The organism is Mycolicibacterium vulneris (assembly GCF_002104765.1).
GTDB classification, from domain to species: Bacteria; Actinomycetota; Actinomycetes; order Mycobacteriales; family Mycobacteriaceae; genus Mycobacterium; species Mycobacterium vulneris.
In genome coordinates this window covers 36,143-53,433 of sequence record NZ_NCXM01000028.1, presented here as the reverse complement: position 1 = coordinate 53,433, position 17,291 = coordinate 36,143, and the positions used below count along the sequence as shown (strand labels likewise).

Below are 17,291 nucleotides of genomic sequence, written 5' to 3'. Positions count from 1 at the left end.
GACTCCTCATGGAGTGTGGAATAGAATTGCAGGCTACATCAAGTAACGTTCATAGCGGTGGAGGGGGCGGTATGGCTCGGCAGGTGTCGCCGCCCCAGGTGGTGGAGGCCGCACTGCGCGCCGCGGAAAAGCTGGGCAAGGACGTGGCCGACGTTTCCGTCGCCAGGATCGCCACCGAGGCCGGGATCTCGCGAAGCACCCTGTTGCGCCGCTTCGGCGGCTCACGCACCGCCCTGAACGAGGCCATCCGCGCCGCCGGAGTCGACCCCGGCGGCCTGCCCCCCGTCCGCATCCGTGCCGTGGCCGCCGCCGCGTCGTTGATCGGCGAATCCGGCCTTGCCGCAGCAACATTGGAAGCCGTTGCCGCTCGGGCACATTGCTCGGTCTACAGCTTGCACGCGGTGTTCGGCGGGCGCGACGAGTTGATGCGAGCGGTCTTCGAGCAGCACAGCCCGGTCCGCGACATCGAGGAATACCTCGCGGGTGCCGACGGTGAGCTGCCCGAAACGGTGCGGGGGTTCTACCGGACCGTGGCGAACGCGCTGAGCCGCGAACCCCGCGTCGCCCCAGCGATATTCGCCGAGGCCTTCGCACGGCCGACAAGTCCCGCCGTGCAATCGCTGGCGGCCTACGGCGCCCCGCGCATGCTCGGCGTGCTCGGTCGCTGGTTCGAAGCCGAGATCCGTGCCGGACGCATCCGCGAGTTGCCCATGCCGCTACTGGCCCAGCTACTCCTGGGACCCATCATGATCCACCTGCTGACCCGACCGGTTTTGCCGAATGTCGTCGCGTGGCCGCTGCCCGAAATCGACACCGCCACAGAAGTTCTCGCCGATGCGTTCGTCCGCGCCGTCGCGACGTAATTTCCCCTGGATCAGCTCGCGCCCGCCGCGATCACCTCGTCCACCTCGACGGCTCGGGCGGCCATCTCGGCGTGTGCCTGGTCCAGCGCGGCGGCCTGATCCTCGTCGGCCTTCATCAACGCCTCGATGTCGGAGCCGGCCATGTCGAGCACACCCATGTCCCTGAAGGCCCCCTGCACCTTGTCGCCCCACAACCCGATGTCCTTGACGATCGGCACGATCCGGCTGAACAGGTGCGAGCGGAACTGGATCATCAGCGGCGACGTGTCGACCCACTCGGCACACGCTTTGACGTCCATGCCCAGGGTCTCGAAGACCTCCTCGCCGCGGAACCGGTCGCGCATCAGGTAACAGTCGTCCACGACGAACTCTTCGCGCTCGTCCCGCTCGGCCTCGGTCAGTGCGGAGTAATAGTCCTTCAGCGAGATTCGGCCGAACGCGACATGCCTGGCCTCGTCCTGCATGACATAAGCCAGCACGGACTTGGCCAGTGAGCCCGGCGCCGACATGTCACGCAGCACCCCGAAGGCGGCGAGCGCCAGCCCTTCGATGAGGACTTGCATGCCCAGGTAGGGCATGTCCCAGCGCGAGTCGCGCAATGTGTCGTCGAGCAATGCGGTCAGGTGCTTGTTGATCGGGTAGACCACGTCGACCTTGTCCTGCAGGAACCGCGAGAACGCCTCGACGTGCCGGGCCTCGTCCATGGTCTGGGTGGCCGCGTAGAACTTCGCGTCCAGGTCCGGGACGACCTCGACGATCTTGGCCGCGCACACCATCGCACCCTGCTCCCCATGCAGGAACTGCGAGAGCTGCCAGGCCTGGAAGTGCTGGCGCATCTCGGCGCGACGTGCGTCGTCTGCGGAGTCCCACATCGGACTGCCGAACAGCGGATGGAACTCGTCAGGCAGCCCGACCGGGTTCATCGGGTCGACGTCTTGCGCCCAGTCGATGCGCGACTGGGCATCCCACTGCTTGTCCTTCCCCTTTTGGTAGAGGGAAAGCAGCCGGGCGCGCCCGTCGTCGTACTCCCAGGTAAAGCGCGCGTCACCGGCACTGGGGACCTCCCATGAGTAGGGCGCGGGCACTTCGGTGTACTTGTCCCTCGTGGTCATGCGCGGCCGCCTTTCTGCCCGGTGTGACCAGTGGTCATATGACGTGCATCACATTGTGCCGGGTTCGGCCGCGCTGTCAACCCTGAATGCAAAACACCCCCGGCCATCAGGCCGGGGGTGTTTCTTCGGCACTACCTAGTGGTGGTGATGGCCGTGGCCGTGGTCGTTGGCCTCCTCGGCCGGTTTCTCGACAATCGCCGTTTCGGTGGTGAGGACCATCCGGGCCACCGAGGCCGCGTTGACCACCGCCGAGCGGGTGACCTTGACCGGGTCGATGACGCCGTCGGCGATCAAGTCTCCGTAGGTCAGTTTGTCGGCGTTCAGCCCGTGGCCGTTGGGCAGCTCGGTCACCTTGTGCACGGCGACCGCGCCGTCGAGCCCGGCGTTGGCGGCGATCCAGTACAGCGGCGCCGCCAACGCCTCGGAGAAGACGTCGACGGCCAGCGCCTGATCGCCGCTCAGCGACTTGCGGAGCTTTTCCAGCGCCTTTCGGGTCTGCAGCAACGCGGAGCCACCGCCCGCGACGATGCCCTCCTCGACCGCGGCCTTGGCCGCCGCGACGGCATCCTCGACGCTTTCCTTGCGTTCCTTGAGCGCGGTTTCGGTGGCCGCGCCCACTTGGATCACGGCCACGCCGCCGGCCAGCTTGGCCAGCCGCTCCTGCAGCTTCTCGCGGTCCCACTCGGAGTCACTCGCCTCGATCTCGGCGCGCAGCTGCTTGATCCGGTTGGCGACCGCATCCTTCGCGCCGCCGCCGTCGACGATGACGGTGTCGTCCTTGCTGACGACCACGCGACGGGCCGAGCCCAGCACGTCCATGCCGACCTCACGCAGCAATAGGCCCGCGTCTGGGTTGATCACCTGGCCACCGGTCACCACCGCCAGGTCCTCGAGGAACGCCTTGCGGCGGTCACCGAAGAACGGCGCCTTGACCGCGACGGCCTTGAGCGTCTTGCGAATGGAGTTGACGACCAGGGTCGCCAGCGCCTCGCCCTCGACGTCCTCGGCGATGATCAGCAGCGGCTTGCCCGATTCGGCGACCTTCTCCAGCAAGGGCAGCAGGTCGGGCAGCGAGCTGATCTTGTCCTGGTGCAACAGGATCAACGGGTCGTCCAGCACGGCCTGCTGGGCGTCGAAGTCGGTGACGAAATACGCCGACAGGAAACCCTTGTCGAAACCGACGCCCTCGGTGAACTCGAGCTCGGTGTTCAGGGTCGAGGATTCTTCGACGCTCACCACGCCGTCGGTGCCGACCTTGGTCATCGCTTCGCCGACCAGCTCACCCAGCAGCTGGTCGCGCGACGACACGGTCGCCACCTGCGCGATCGCGTCCTTGCCGGAGACGGGGGTGGCCGACGCCAGCAGCGCCTCGGACACCGCGTCGGCGGCCCTGCCGATGCCCGCCCCCAGCTCGATAGGGTTGGCGCCGGCCGCGACCAGTCGCAGGCCGCCCTTGACCAGCGCCTGCGCCAGCACGGTCGCCGTCGTGGTGCCGTCGCCGGCGACGTCGTTGGTCTTGGTCGCCACCGACTTCACCAGCTGGGCGCCCAGGTTCTCGAACGGGTCTTCCAGGTCGATCTCGCGCGCGACGGTCACGCCGTCGTTGGTGACCGCGGGCCCGCCGAATGCCTTGGCCAGCACCACATGCCGGCCGCGCGGCCCGAGCGTCACGCGCACCGCATCGGCGAGCGTGTTCACGCCGGCCTCGATGGCGCGACGCGCTGTCTCGTCGTACTCAATAATCTTGCTCATCAGGCTCCTTCACCCAAACGCATGCCGCCCCGGAAATCACCCACGCAAAGCGCGGGGATCGCCGGGGCGGAACACGGTTATTACTTGGAGACGACAGCCAGCACGTCGCGTGCCGACAGGATCAGGTACTCCTCGCCGCCGTACTTGATCTCGGTGCCGCCGTACTTGCTGTAGATGACGGTGTCGCCTTCCGAGACGTCCAGCGGGATGCGCTTCGCGCCGTCTTCGTCCCACCGGCCGGGGCCGACTGCGACGACGGTGCCTTCCTGCGGCTTCTCCTTGGCGGTGTCAGGAATGACCAGACCAGACGCGGTCGTGGTCTCGGCCTCGTTGGCCTGCACGAGAATCTTGTCCTCGAGTGGCTTGATCTTCACCTTCGCCACGATTGGAGCCCTCCAGTGTTTGGGTCGGGTCCGGGACATCCCCGGACCGGAGTTGACGGCCGGCACGGGTTGACCCCGAACCGTCCGAGTTATCAGGTGTTCGGCATCCGTCCGTGCCCGAGCGCCGTCGTCGCGGGTGCCGACACAGGGCTTGGCCGATTGCCACCTAGCACTCTATACATGCGAGTGCTAGCACTCAAGGGCGGCCTGCTGCTTCCTTTTCGTCCGTGAGCGATACCGGCACCCGTGCAAGTCATTCCGGGCAAGCGCGAAAGGTGAATAATGCAAACTGTGCGTCCTGGCAGCTTTTTTGTGAATCGTGTCGGACTTGTCACGGCGATCGCCACCGTGCTCGTAGTGGGCTTCACCGGGTTGACCGGGCTAGCCAAGGCCGACCCGAACGGGCAGATGTATGGCAACCCGCAGCAAGCCGCCGCCTACTGGCGCTACCAGCACCAGGAAGACTGCGGCCTGATGGCCGTCGCCGACGTGGTCGGCCAGCTCACCGGTCACGAGCCCACCCAGCTCGGCGTCGAGCTGCGAGGCATCTTCACCCCGAGCCAATCCCACGGCGGAGACGTCTACTTCTTTGACGGCACGTCCCCGCAGGACATGGTCATGCTGCTGCAGCACTACGGCATCCAGTCGGACATCACGACCGGCAACACCATGCAAGGACTTGAGCAATACCTGGCCGGCGGCCACAAGGTGATCGCCGCGCTCAACGCGGAAACCATCTGGAACTACCCCCGGGGTAAGGGGCAGCGCGGGCAGGCAGATCACGCGGTCGTCGTCACCGGGGTCGACACCACCAACAACGTCGTCCACCTCAACGACAGCGGCACCCCCTCTGGCCGCGACGAGCAGATCCCTATGGCCACCTTCACCCAAGCCTGGTCAACCAGCAACAACCTGCTGATCGTCAGCCGGCAGACCGGCTATGGCACCGTGCAGTGGATGCCCCACCACATCTGATGCGTCAGCTCACCTGCGCCTTGATCACCGGCAGCCCCGGATCGCTCGGCGCGTCGAGCGGCGAGGGCGGCGCCCCGGCGGCCACCAGGTGCGCGGCGAAGGACGCAATCATCGCCCCGTTGTCGGTGCACAGCCGCGGCCTGGGGATCCGCAGCGCCAGCCCGGCCGCCGCGCAGCGCTGCTCCGCAAGCTCGCGCAACCGCGAATTCGCGGCCACTCCCCCGGCGATCAGCAGGGTCTGCACGCCGAGCCCGGCGGCGGCGCGCACCGCCTTTTTGGTCAGCACGTCGGCGACGGCCTCCTGGAACCCGGCCGCAATGTCGGCGTTGACGGCGTCCGGGTGGCTTTCCAGATAGCGCGCGACGGCCGTCTTCAGCCCGGAGAAGCTGAACGCGTACGGGTCGTCGCGCGGCCCGGTCATGCCGCGCGGGAAGGCGATGGAGTCGGGGTCTCCGGTGCGGGCCAGCTCGTCGAGCACCCTGCCGCCCGGGTAGCCCAGGCCGAGCAGCCGAGCCACCTTGTCGTAGGCCTCGCCGGCGGCGTCGTCGACGGTGCTGCCCAGCTCGACGATCGGCTCGCCGAGCGAGCGCACGTGCAACAGGTGGGTGTGGCCGCCGGAGACCAGCAGCGCCACACACTCGGGCAGCGGCCCGTGCTCGTAGACGTCGGCGGCCAGGTGTCCGCCCAGGTGGTTCACCGCGTAGAAGGGCACGTCCCAGGCGGCCGAATAGGCTTTGGCCGCAGCGATTCCCACCAGCAGGGCGCCGGCCAGCCCGGGCCCGATGGTGGCCGCGACGACGTCGGGCTTGTCCAGGCCGGCGGTCGACAGCGCGCGGCGCATGGCGGGGCCCAGTGCCTCCAGGTGTGCGCGGGAGGCGATCTCGGGTACCACGCCACCGAACCGCACGTGTTCGTCGACGCTGGAGGCCACCTCGTCGGCCAGCAGCGTCACGGTGCCGTCGGCGTCCAGTCGTGCGATGCCGACTCCCGTTTCGTCACAAGAGGTTTCGATCGCCAAGATGGTTTTCACCGGGCCTCCCGCCGCATCGTGTACGCGTCGGCGCCGCTGACGCGGTAGTAGCGGCGGCGCAGGCCGATCTGCTCGAACCCGACGCTGGTATACAGCCCGATGGCCGCCGCGTTGTCGGTGCGGACCTCCAGGTACACCGCACCGCCGTCGGCGAAGGTCAGCAGCGCGTCGAGCAGCCGGCGGCCGATGCCCCGGCCCTGGTATGCGGGATCCACGCCGATGGTGTGCACCTCGTACTCATAAGGCGGGGTGCGGCCCAGCCGCGAGATACCGGCGTAGCCGACCAGCGTCTCGCCGATCCGGGCGCCCACGTAATGGTTGTGCGCGCTGGCCAATTCGCGGTGGAACGCCGCCGCTGGCCACGGGTCGTCGCCGTCGAAGAGCTGCGCCTCCAGCTCGGCGCAGCGCTGCGCGTCGGATCGGGTCAGGCCGCCGACGGTGACGGCCTCGCTGTGAGCGGTCATTGGCGTGCCGCCAACGGTTTGGCGTCGGGCCTACGCAGATACAGGGCCACCAGCGGTTCGGGCTCGGCGGACCAATCGCCCACCGCCGCAACCAATCCGGCCGACGTCGGGCAGCTGGGCTCGCACACCGGAAGGCCGAACAGGCCGGCGTGTTCGGGTGAGCCGGCGACGGTCGCGGCGGTACCCGGGTCGACGTCGACCGGCGAGCTGACCGCGGGACCGTGGGTGCGCACGCCGTCGCGGTAGCGGGCCCAGTACACCTCGCGGCGGCGGGCGTCGGTGACCACCAACGCGTCCCCGGTGGTTCGCACGCCGATGGCGTCCAGGCTGCACACGCCGTGCACCGGGATGCCCAGCGCATGCCCGTAGGCGGCGGCGGTGGCCATCCCGGCCCGCAGACCGGTGAACGGGCCCGGCCCGCAGCCCACCACGACGGCGTTCAGGTCAGCCATCGTCATCCCCACATCGGCTAGGGCCGCAACGACATTCGGGGTGAGCCGTTCGGCGTGGGCCCGGGGGTCGACGGTGACCCGCTCGGCCAGCACGCTCAGGTCGTCGCTGCGAACCAGGCCGGCCGTCACCGCCGGGGTGGCGGTGTCCAGCGCAAGGACGATGCTCATGAATGGCCCTCGTTATCGGCGTTGCCGGCCCACTGCCAGGTCGCGATTCGAACGTCGGAGTTGGTGACGCGCTCCAGCCGGATGTCCAGATGACGCTCGGCGAGCCGCTCGGCCAGGCCCTCGCCCCATTCCACCACGACCACAGCGTCGTCGAGATCACTGTCCAAGTCCAGTGAATCGAGTTCACCGAGCAGGTCGGCTCCCTGGTTGCCGGTGTGGTCGAGCAGCCGGTACATGTCGACGTGAATCATGGTCGGCGCGCCGGAGCGCCGCGGCGGATGCACCCGCGCCAGCACGTAGGACGGTGAGGTGACCGGCCCGTCGACATCCATCGCCGCGGCGATTCCCTTAGCCAGCACGGTCTTTCCGGCGCCGAGCGGGCCGGAGAGCACCACCACGTCGCCCGCCCGCAGGTGTTGCCCCAGCCGCGACCCCAGCGCCATGGTGTCCTCGACGCGCTCCAGCGTCGCGGTGCCGCCATTGACCTCAACCACGGCGCCGCAACCTTTCTCGGATCCGTCGTATCCGCAGCGCCGCCTTGGACGGGGTGGCCCGTCCGACCAGTCGGACCAGTCCGCCGTTGATCGCGTCGGGCTTGTCCAGCAGCGCCAGGTGGCTGGCCCCGGCGACGATGACCAGCTCGGACTGCGGCAGGCTGGCGGCCATCTTCCGTGAATACTCGTCCGGGGTGAGCAGATCGTGGTCGCCGCACGCGATCACGGTCGGGACGCGCAGCAGCGTCCACAGCCCGGCGGTTTCGTCATGCTTTTCCAGCGCGTCGAGGAAGCCAACCATGGTGGGGATCGGGGTGCTGTTCATCATCCGCTGGGAGAATGCGTCCAGGCTGCGGCTGACCTGCAGGTCGCTGTAGGAGGCAGCCCGCAGCACCGGGCCGATCAACGAGCGGGACACGTTGCGGCCGCGGTGCATCAGCTTCGGCGCGGACCGGGCTGCGACCCGGACCGCTTCCAGCGCAGGGTTTTTCAGTATCTCACCCAGCGGTGACCTCGAAACACCTTCGGCCGCCGAGGAAATCAGCGCGGCGCCCACGATGCGCCGCCCGTACTGCTCGGGGAACTGGCGAGCATGGGCCAACACCGTCATGCCACCCATCGAGTGGCCCACCAGCACGATCATTCCACGCGGTGCCATTACGTCCAGCACGTTCTGCAGGTCCCTGCCGAGTTGGGTCAGCGTGTAGGTCTCGGGGTCGGCCTCGCCGGACCTGCCGTGCCCGCGCTGGTCGTAGAAGACCATCCGCACGTCGGGACCCAGCTGATCGGGCAGCCGCGTGCGCTGAAAATGAAAGGCGCCCATCTGCAAACAGAATCCGTGGACGAACACCAGGGTCAGCGGTGCATCGGCCGGGCCCGCCTCGCGGACCGCCAGCGGTACCCCGTCTGGCGTGGTCACCACCGACCTGGTGTCGTCCTCGATCCTGTTGAAATCCTCGTGGGCGTACGGGTCTTCGACCGTGGCACGCTGGGTCATCGACCGGCGGGCCGAGGCTCCGATGATGGTGGCGACGGCGGTCACCCCCGCGCCTCCCGCGAGCCAGGCGCCGGCCTTGCGGCGCCTGCGGGATTTCTCACGACTCAACGGTTCGCGCCTCGCGGTAGGTCCTGGTGATCCGCCCGCGGGGGCTGGTCACCACTTCGTAGTGGATGGTCCCGAGCAGGTCGGCCCAGTCCTGCGCGGTGGGCTCGCCATTGGTGCCCGGCCCGAACAGGATCGCCTTGTCGCCCTCGGCCACGTCGGTGCGTCCCGGACCGAGGTCGACGACGAACTGGTCCATGCAGATCCGCCCGACACCCGGTCGCCGCCTGCCGTTGATCATGACCTCCAGCCGGCCGCCCAGCGACCGGAAGACGCCGTCGGCGTAGCCGACCGGGATGAGCGCAAGGTTGGTGTCGCGCTGCGCGGTCCAGGTGTGGCCGTAGGACACGCTCTCCCCCGCACGAATCGACTTCACCAGGGCCACAGTGCATTTCACCGTCATAGCCGGGACCAGACCCATGCCGCCGCGCTCGGGGACCGGGCTCAGCCCGTATATCGCGATGCCGGGGCGCACCATGTCGAAGGCCAGGTCGGGACGGGACATGGTGGCCGACGAGTTCGATAGGTGTGCCACGTCGAACCGCACACCGTGATCGCGCGCCTGGGCCAGCATGTCGCTGAATCGTTGGGCCTGAAGGTTATTCACGGGATTGGCGGGCTGGTCGGCGTACACCATGTGCGACATCAGGCCCCGCACCGCGATGGCCTCTTCGGCGACGGCCTTGCGCAGCGCAGTCAGCATGGCGGGGTACTGCCCCGGCGGGACCCCATTGCGGTTCAGCCCGGTGTCGACCTTGACGGTCACCGTCGCGGTCCGTCCGGTGCGGCGCGCCGCGTCCAGCAGCTCGTCGAGTTGGCGCTCCGATGACACGGCGATCTGGAGGTCGGCCAGCAGCGCGGGCCCGAAGTCGAAGCCGGGCGGGTGCAGCCAGGCCAGCACCGGGGCGGTGATTCCGGCCGCGCGCAGCGCCAGACCCTCGGCCACGGTGGCGACGCCCAGCTCGGTGGCCCCCGCGGCCAGCGCGGCGCGCGCCGTTTGGGGGGCTCCGTGGCCGTAGCCGTCGGCCTTGACCACGGCCATCACCTGCGCGCCGGCGGCCTGCTCGCACAGCAGCCGCACGTTGTGCTCAATCGCGCCCAGGTCGACCAGGGCCTCAGCGAGGACGCCCGGTGTCAGGGATATCGGCGTAACGGCCAAGGAAGTCGCGCTCCACTCGTCTGTCTGTCAGTTCGCAGCAGCCATTGTCCCAGAACCGGTCGGACACACCGCTCGCCGACGGCGGGCGAACCGCGCGCGGCCGGGCCCGCGTCGCCGCAATGGTCACAGCCGCCACATGCGCCCCGGCCACAGGGTGGAGGGACAATTGCCCGCCCCGCGCCGAGGCCACTGTGGCCGGTGTGACAAAGCCCGGTGTGACGAAGCCCGCTAAACGGACTCAGTGTGCGAAGTGTTCGGCGCGGTAATGCCCGCCCGGCTTGAGCTTGTCCAGTGACGCCAGCGCGGTGCGGGCGTCGTCGTGCAGCGCCCGGGCCAGGTCGGCGGACAACCCCTCTCGCACAACGATGCGCAGCACCGACACGTTCGTCGCGTTGTCGGGCATCGTGTAGGCCGGCACCTGCCAGCCGTATCCGCGCAGCTCGTGCGAGACGTCGAACTCGGTGTAGCCGCGGTCCTTGGCGAGCCGGAAGCTGACCACCGGGATCGCCGAGCCGTCGGAGATCAGCTCGCAGTGATCCCCGACGCGCAACTGCTCGCCCAGCCAGCGCGCGGTCGACGACAGCGATTGCATGACCTGGATGTAGCCCTCGCGGCCCAGCCGCAGGAAGTTGTAGTACTGGCCGATTACCTGGTTGCCGGGCCGGGAGAAGTTCAGCGTGAAGGTCGGCATGTCACCGCCCAGGTAGTTGACGTGAAAGACCAGGTCCTCGGGCAGGTACTCCTTGCTTCGCCACACCACGAAGCCGATGCCCGGGTAGGTCAGGCCGTATTTGTGGCCGCTGACGTTGATCGACACCACCCGGGGCAGCCGGAAATCCCACTTCAGCTCGGGGTGCAGGAAGGGCACCACGAATCCCCCGCTGGCGGCGTCGACGTGCACCGGGACGTCCACACCGCCGCCGGATGCCAGTTTGTCCAGCGCCGCGCAGATCTCGGCGATGGGCTCAAGCTCACCGGTGTAGGTGGTGCCCAGTATCGCCACCACGCCGATGGTGTCCTCGTCGACGGCGTCGAGGACCTGCTCGGGGGTGATGACGTAGCGGCCCTCCTCCATCGGCAGATAGCGCGGTTCGACGTCGAAGTAGCGGCAGAACTTCTCCCACACCACCTGGACGTTGGAGCCCATCACCAGATTCGGGGTGCGGCCCTTCCAGTCTTTGCCGACCTTTTCCCGCCAGCGCCATTTCATGGCCAGCCCGCCGAGCATGACCGCCTCGCTGGAGCCGATGGTCGACACCCCGACGGCGCTGGCCGGATCGTCGTCGCGCAGGTCCTCGGCGTGAAAGAGGTCGGCCACCATGCAGACGCAGCGCTGCTCGATGGCCGCGGTCGCCGGATATTCGTCTTTGTCGATCATGTTCTTGTCGAGTGTCTCGCCCATCAGCTTTCCGGCCTCGGGGTCCATCCAGGTGGTGACGAAGGTGGCCAGATTCAGCCGGGAGCTGCCGTCGAGCATCAGCTCGTCGTGGATGAAGCGGTAGGCGGCCTCCGGATCCATCGACTCCTCGGGCAGCCGCAGCGCCGGCACCGGGGTGGTGAACAGCCGACCGGTGTAGGCGGGGGCGATGGAGTGCGCGGGCACGGACGGATGGCTGAGGGTCACGTGGATCCTTTCGTTGGACGGTATTCGTTGGACGGTATTGGGCTACAGGGCGGCCAGAGCGGCGCGGATGTGCCGCAGGATGCGTGACGCCGAGGTGGGCGCCTCACCGGGTCCCGGGTCGGCGGCCGACAGTGCCGCCGCGTGCGCGTGCACGAAGGCCGCGGCGGCGGCCGCCTCGGCCGGGGGCAGGCCGGCCGCCAGCAGCGCGCCGATCATCCCGGACAGCACGTCGCCGGAGCCGGCGGTGGCCGCCCAGGACTGCCCGGCCGGGTTGAGGTAGACCGGGCCGCCCGGGTCGGCGATGACCGTGACGTTGCCCTTGAGCAGGACCGTGGCGCCCAACGCGTCCGCCAGCTTGCGGCACGCACCCACCCGGTCATCACCGGGCGGGTTACCCGCTAAGCGGGTGAATTCACCGGCGTGCGGGGTCAGCACCGTCGGCGCGGTGCGGTTGGCCACCAGCTCGGGATGGGCTGCCAGAATGGTCAGCCCGTCGGCGTCCACGATCACCGGCAGGTCGGTTTCCAGCGCGAACCACAGCGCCGCGGCCCCAACGTCGTCGGTGCCCAATCCCGGCCCGACGACCCAGGACTGCACGCGGCCGGCCGACACGGGGGTGGGCGAGGCGATCACCTCGGGCCAGACCGCGAGCACCTCGCGGTGCGCGCTGCCGGCGTAGCGGACCATGCCCGAGGTCGCCGCGACGGCGGCGCCGGTGCACAGCACGGCCGCGCCCGGATACGTCGACGAGCCGGCCATCACGCCTGTGACGCCCTGCGTGTACTTGTCGTCGTGGGGCCCGGGGACCGGCCAGCGGGCGGCCACGTCGGCGGCTTCGAACCCCAGCGCTGCGACGTTCGGTGGACCGGGCAGGCTCAGCCCGATGTCGATCAGCTTCACCCGCCCGCAGTCGCCGAGCGCGTGCACGGGTTTGAGGCCGCCGAAGGTGACGGTCAACGTGGCGTGCACCGCGGGGCCCGTGATCGCCCCGGTCGCCGCGTCGATGCCGCTGGGGATGTCGACGGCGATCACCGGGATTCCCGCGTCGTCGACGGCGGCGAACACCTCGGCCGCCGCGGGCCGCAGCGCCCCGGAGCCGGAGATGCCCACCACGCCGTCAATGACGAGATCGGTTGTCGGCGAAACACTTTCGACGACACGACCGCCGGCCCGCCGAAACGCCGCCAGCCCCTTGCGGTGGGTGCGCTCCGGGTTGAGCAGGATCGCGTCGGCGGCCGCGCCGCGACGACGCAGGAAGGTGGCCGCCCACAGCGCGTCACCGCCGTTGTCCCCGGAGCCGACGACCGCGCACACACGTCGCCCGGCTACCCCGCCGGTGCGGGCGGCTAACTCAGCGATGATCTCGGTGGCCAGCCCGTAGGCCGCGCGCCGCATCAGCGCACCGTCGGGCAGGCTGGCCAGCAGTGGCGCCTCGGCCTGGCGGATCGCGTCTACGGAGTAGTAATGCCGCATCAGAGTCAGATTACGTGGCAGCGTCGCGGTGTACGGCCGCGCTCGGATCGCCGGCGTCCAAAGCAGCCGGCGCCGTTACGGAGTGGTTTGGCGCCCAAGATCTTTCGGTAGCGGCCGGTGCCGGCATCAGGTCGGGGTATCCGGCGGCACGTTGCGGCGCGCCATGGCCCGCAGGCGCGCGGGACTCACCGGGCTGCTGCGTTTGGAGCGCGTGCGAGTCATCGGGTAGAAGCACAAGCCGATCAGGATCGAGGTGAAGTGCCCGATCGCGGTGAAGTTCAGCTCGCTGCCCATCGTGATCAACGGGAAACCGAAGATGAGGAACAACACCCCGAGATATCCCCAGCGCCACGGGCGGGCGATGTGGTAGCTCAGCACGGCCATCACGCCGACGAGGAAATAGCTGACCCCGATGTCGCGGGCGTACACGAGCCGCTGCGAGGCGTCGTGTTCCTCGATCGCGAAGTAGAGGATGCCTTCGCTGATGTAGGTGGCGAGGATGTGCGAGCTCAATCCCACACTGAGCCAGCGCAGCTGGCCGAGCCAGTGTTCGGCCGGCGCGAGAAACAGGGTGAACAGAAGCAGGTAGGGCTCGAAGTTTTTGCCGTCGATCCACAGCAGGCTGGAGAACAGGACGTGGAGCGGGTCCCTGCCCAACTCGTGAATGTTGGTGGAGCGGTGCAGCAGTACCGAGTGCAGCTCCCGGCCGGTGAGATGGGTCTGGATGAACGTCGTGATCATCAGCACCAACAGCCAGCCGTAGGTCAGCGGTGCGCTGATGACGAAATGCCAGACCACCAGCGTCATGCTGCGCACTCGACTGCGAACCGAGGGACCCGCCACGACATCAACCTTCGCACGCGCGGCGGGGCACGGGACAACTTCGGCGGCAAACACGCCGCCGGCGATCGGCTACTTCGCCGACGCGGGCGTGGGTTCTGCCGCGGGGGCTGGTTCCGGTGCGGGCTCGGGTTCCGCCGGTGCGCGCGCGGGCACCGGCTTCAAATGCCGCCACCAGCAGCCGATGTAGAGAATCATCGAGACCGCCAGCGCGACCAGCACCCAGATGACGACGGTGATATCGACCCAGCTGCCGAATGGTGGGGAGCCGGGCAGCGCGTTGCGCAGTGGCACCACCGCGAAAAGCATGGCCGCGTACCACGTCGTCATCGGCGGCTGAAACGGGCGCCGGTCGCGCGCCGTCTGAATCGCAACCACCAGAGCCAGACTGGCGATCGTGATGAGCACGCCGAGGATGACGATCGCGAACGCCGCGGTGCTGAGCGAGCGATGCACGTTCAGCCGGTAGGGACCGTCCGCCTGGGTTCTGGTGGCGGACAGCCGCCACCCCGACAGGTGATCGATGAAGGTGACCGGCACGTGGTCGGGCGCCCGGTCGGTGTCAGGGCCGTAGAAGATTTCGACTTCGATCGGCCCCGAGCGGTATTGATCGAAGGGCCACCGCTCGATCTGGCCGGCGATGGTCAGCGGGACGGCCATCAGGCCGGGCAGCATCCCCTTGGTCCAGGTGTGCCGGGCCGGCATCGCGGAGGACCTGACGCGCAGGCTGAGATCGTCCTTGAGGTGGTGGGTTTTCGGGTCCAGCAACGCCGATCCGGGATTGAACGCCAGGTTGACGGCGAGCACGCTGTTGTTGGACTGGATGTCTTCGACGTTGATCGTCGCCGACGGCTTGTCGCCGTCGACGGTCGGGGCGGTCGCGTCCAGACGCTGGCCGTTACCGCTTTGCGCGTACATCCCGACCGCCGCCACGTATGCCGTGAGGATGAGGACGATAAGGCCTACGACGCCGTACTTCGTGCCGGCCGATCGCATACTTCCTCCCGTACGGACTTAGCCCAACCCACCTGCCGCAAATGCTGTCCCAGGGCAATGTAATGGATCGGCCGCGTGTCCGCGGGGTATCCGGACGAAGCGGCGCAAGCTGTTCCCCGCCTATTCGACGGTGACGGACTTGGCCAGGTTTCGCGGCTTGTCGACGTCGTAGCCGCGGGCCTGCGCCACCGACGCCGCGAACACCTGAAGCGGGATGGTCGACAGCAGCGGCTGCAGAAGTGTTGACACAGAGGGAATTTCGATCAGGTGGTCGGCGTAGGGCCGCACGGTGTCGTCGCCTTCCTCGGCGATGACGATAGTGATCGCGCCGCGGGCCTGGATCTCGCGGATGTTGGACAACAACTTGGCGTGCAGCACGGCCGACCCTTTGGGCGACGGCATGATGACGATGACCGGCAGGTCGTCTTCGATCAGCGCGATGGGGCCGTGCTTGAGCTCGCCGGCGGCGAATCCCTCGGCGTGCATGTACGCCAATTCCTTCAGCTTCAGCGCGCCTTCCAGCGCCACCGGGTATCCGACGTGGCGGCCCAGGAACAGCACCGTCGGCGACTGGGCGAATTGATATGCCAGCGCGGCCACCGGCTCGATCGTCGCGATGACCCGCGCGACTAGGTCCGGCATCGCTTCCAGCTCGTGGTATTCACGCCAGACCTCGTCGGGGTACTTGGTGCCACGGGCCTGCGCCAGCGCCAGCCCGACCAGATAGTTGGCGGTGATCTGCGCCAGGAACGTCTTGGTCGAGGCCACCCCGATCTCCGGGCCGGCGCGGGTGTACAGCACCGCATCGCACTCGCGCGGAATCTGCGAGCCGTTGGTGTTGCAGATCGCCAGGACCTTGGCCTTCTGCTCCTTGGCGTGCCGTACCGCTTCGAGGGTGTCCGCGGTCTCGCCGGACTGCGAGATGGCGACCACCAGGGTGCTGCGGTCCAGAACCGGGTCGCGGTACCGGAATTCGCTGGCCAGCTCGACCTCGACCGGCAGCCGCGTCCAGTGCTCGATCGCGTACTTCGCCAGCAGGCCGGAGTGATACGCGGTGCCGCAGGCCACCACGAACACCTTGTCGATCTCGCGGAGTTCCTGATCGGACAGCCGTTGTTCGTCGAGGACGATCCGGCCGTCGACGAAGTGCCCCAGCAGGGTGTCGGCGACGGCCGCGGGCTGCTCGGCGATCTCCTTGAGCATGAAGTACTCGTAGCCGCCCTTTTCGGCGGCGGCCAGGTCCCAATCGATGTGGAACTCGCGGTATGCCCCGGGCCCCAGGTCCTCGTTGCCGTCGAAGTCGGTGATCCGGTAGCTGTTCGCGGTGATCACCACGGCCTGGTCCTGGCCGAGTTCGATGGCGTTGCGAGTGTGCGGGATGAACGCCGCCACGTCGGAGCCGACGAACATCTCGCCGTCGCCGATGCCGATCACCAGCGGGGTGGAGCGGCGGGCGGCGACGATGGTGCCGGGGTCGTCGGCGTTGGCGAACACCAGAGTGAAATGGCCGTCCAGGCGGCGCAGCACCGCAAGCACCGACGCGGCGAAATCGCCTGCCGTGGGACCGTGCCGGTATGCCCGCGACACCAGATGCACCGCCACCTCGGTGTCGGTGTCGCTGGCGAACTCCACGCCCTCTGCCTCCAGCTCGTGGCGCAAGTTGGCGTAGTTCTCGATGATGCCGTTGTGGACCACGGCGATCTTGCCGGCGGCGTCGCGGTGCGGGTGGGCGTTGCGGTCGGTGGGCCGTCCGTGGGTGGCCCACCGGGTGTGGCCCAGGCCGGTGGTCCCGGTCAGCGACGACGCCGGCATCTCGGCGACCGCCTCTTCCAGGTTGGCCAGCCGGCCGGCGCGACGGCTGACCGTCAGGGTGCCTGCCGAGGGGCCACTGCCGTCGACCAAGGCGACGCCCGACGAGTCGTAGCCCCGGTACTCCATCCGGCGCAGCGCGGCCATGACGACCTCACAGGCGGGCTGCTGCCCGACGTAGCCGACGATTCCGCACATTCTGAACAGGGTAGTGCAGGTGGAGCACCGACCCCGCACTCCGCGGTTGGGGTTAGGCCGCCCACCTGCGTAAAGGCCCGCTGTGACCTACCCCGTACCGCCAGTTCTCCGTCCGGCTCGTCGAGCCCGCCGCCGTCGGGCTGGTATCGCGACCCCGGCGGACGCCCCGGACCCATCGGTCATTCACTCAATCGTCATGAACGGTGGAATTGTTTTCACCTGATGTATTTGCGACGTTTTCGTGTCGCAACAACAACGACAGGACACGCCGCTTTAACATTCGAAATATCAGCAAATACTGGAAACGACCGGATCCAGCGAAAGGACGAGCTGCTTGAAGCCCGCCCGATCACGATTACGCAGCGTGTCAGCGTCGAAACCGTGGTCAAAGATTTGC

Annotated in this window: 16 protein-coding genes; 2 read left to right on the top strand and 14 right to left on the bottom strand. The window is 68.3% G+C overall.

Annotation, left to right across the window (positions count from 1 at the left end; all coding sequences use genetic code 11):
• Positions 1 to 71 precede the first annotated feature (71 nt).
• A complete protein-coding gene (locus tag B8W69_RS22980; protein WP_085292061.1) occupies positions 72 to 863 on the top strand; it encodes a TetR family transcriptional regulator in 792 nt (263 codons plus the stop codon).
• Positions 864 to 874: 11 nt separating this feature from the next.
• Here B8W69_RS22980 and B8W69_RS22975 read toward each other — a convergent pair whose 3' ends face one another.
• From B8W69_RS22975 to groES, 3 genes are all read right to left on the bottom strand, one after another.
• Positions 875 to 1,975 (bottom strand): ferritin-like domain-containing protein, encoded by a 1,101-nt coding sequence (locus B8W69_RS22975; RefSeq protein WP_085292060.1) that lies wholly within the window; start codon positions 1,973 to 1,975, stop codon positions 875 to 877.
• Between the two features lie 135 nt (positions 1,976 to 2,110).
• On the bottom strand, positions 2,111 to 3,727 hold the full coding sequence (gene groL / locus B8W69_RS22970; protein ID WP_085292059.1) for a chaperonin GroEL: 1,617 nt from the start codon (positions 3,725 to 3,727) through the stop codon (positions 2,111 to 2,113).
• A gap of 80 nt (positions 3,728 to 3,807) precedes the next feature.
• Complete coding sequence (gene groES / locus B8W69_RS22965) at positions 3,808 to 4,110, bottom strand: co-chaperone GroES (RefSeq protein WP_007773431.1); 303 nt, start codon at positions 4,108 to 4,110, stop codon at positions 3,808 to 3,810.
• A gap of 312 nt (positions 4,111 to 4,422) precedes the next feature.
• Here groES and B8W69_RS22960 point away from each other — a divergent pair, with 312 nt between their 5' ends.
• Positions 4,423 to 5,085 (top strand): C39 family peptidase, encoded by a 663-nt coding sequence (locus B8W69_RS22960; RefSeq protein WP_165762670.1) that lies wholly within the window; start codon positions 4,423 to 4,425, stop codon positions 5,083 to 5,085.
• A gap of 4 nt (positions 5,086 to 5,089) precedes the next feature.
• On the opposite strand, the gene tsaD is transcribed toward B8W69_RS22960, so the two are convergent.
• The 11 genes from tsaD to glmS all read right to left on the bottom strand — a co-directional run bounded on the left by tsaD (position 5,090) and on the right by glmS (position 16,894).
• Positions 5,090 to 6,115 carry a tRNA (adenosine(37)-N6)-threonylcarbamoyltransferase complex transferase subunit TsaD gene (tsaD, locus tag B8W69_RS22955; protein ID WP_085292057.1) on the bottom strand — a complete coding sequence of 342 codons (1,026 nt, stop codon included), beginning with the start codon at positions 6,113 to 6,115 and terminating at the stop codon, positions 5,090 to 5,092.
• Positions 6,112 to 6,579 (bottom strand): ribosomal protein S18-alanine N-acetyltransferase, encoded by a 468-nt coding sequence (rimI, locus tag B8W69_RS22950; protein WP_085292056.1) that lies wholly within the window; start codon positions 6,577 to 6,579, stop codon positions 6,112 to 6,114. The genes tsaD and rimI overlap by 4 nt, the downstream gene beginning before the upstream one ends.
• Entirely contained in the window at positions 6,576 to 7,199 is a 624-nt protein-coding gene (tsaB, locus tag B8W69_RS22945) for a tRNA (adenosine(37)-N6)-threonylcarbamoyltransferase complex dimerization subunit type 1 TsaB (RefSeq protein WP_085292055.1), read from the bottom strand. The genes rimI and tsaB overlap by 4 nt, the downstream gene beginning before the upstream one ends.
• On the bottom strand, positions 7,196 to 7,693 hold the full coding sequence (gene tsaE / locus B8W69_RS22940) for a tRNA (adenosine(37)-N6)-threonylcarbamoyltransferase complex ATPase subunit type 1 TsaE (RefSeq protein WP_110882029.1): 498 nt from the start codon (positions 7,691 to 7,693) through the stop codon (positions 7,196 to 7,198). Before tsaE ends, tsaB begins: the two co-directional genes overlap by 4 nt.
• Positions 7,686 to 8,735, bottom strand: coding sequence for an alpha/beta fold hydrolase (locus B8W69_RS22935; RefSeq protein ID WP_181447466.1), 1,050 nt, complete (start codon positions 8,733 to 8,735; stop codon positions 7,686 to 7,688). The genes tsaE and B8W69_RS22935 overlap by 8 nt, the downstream gene beginning before the upstream one ends.
• A gap of 52 nt (positions 8,736 to 8,787) precedes the next feature.
• On the bottom strand, positions 8,788 to 9,954 hold the full coding sequence (alr, locus tag B8W69_RS22930; RefSeq protein ID WP_085292053.1) for an alanine racemase: 1,167 nt from the start codon (positions 9,952 to 9,954) through the stop codon (positions 8,788 to 8,790).
• 238 nt (positions 9,955 to 10,192) lie between these two features.
• Entirely contained in the window at positions 10,193 to 11,578 is a 1,386-nt protein-coding gene (gene gad, locus B8W69_RS22925; protein ID WP_085292052.1) for a glutamate decarboxylase, read from the bottom strand.
• Positions 11,579 to 11,620: 42 nt separating this feature from the next.
• Complete coding sequence (locus B8W69_RS22920) at positions 11,621 to 13,051, bottom strand: NAD(P)H-hydrate dehydratase (RefSeq protein ID WP_085292051.1); 1,431 nt, start codon at positions 13,049 to 13,051, stop codon at positions 11,621 to 11,623.
• A gap of 126 nt (positions 13,052 to 13,177) precedes the next feature.
• Positions 13,178 to 13,894: a rhomboid-like protein gene (locus B8W69_RS22915; protein WP_245843342.1), complete on the bottom strand. Its 717-nt coding sequence runs from the start codon at positions 13,892 to 13,894 to the stop codon at positions 13,178 to 13,180.
• Between the two features lie 69 nt (positions 13,895 to 13,963).
• Positions 13,964 to 14,887 (bottom strand): DUF4436 domain-containing protein, encoded by a 924-nt coding sequence (locus B8W69_RS22910; protein ID WP_085292050.1) that lies wholly within the window; start codon positions 14,885 to 14,887, stop codon positions 13,964 to 13,966.
• A gap of 120 nt (positions 14,888 to 15,007) precedes the next feature.
• Positions 15,008 to 16,894, bottom strand: a complete 1,887-nt coding sequence (glmS, locus tag B8W69_RS22905) for a glutamine--fructose-6-phosphate transaminase (isomerizing) (protein WP_085292049.1) — start codon at positions 16,892 to 16,894, stop codon at positions 15,008 to 15,010.
• Between the last annotated feature and the right edge of the window lie 397 nt (positions 16,895 to 17,291).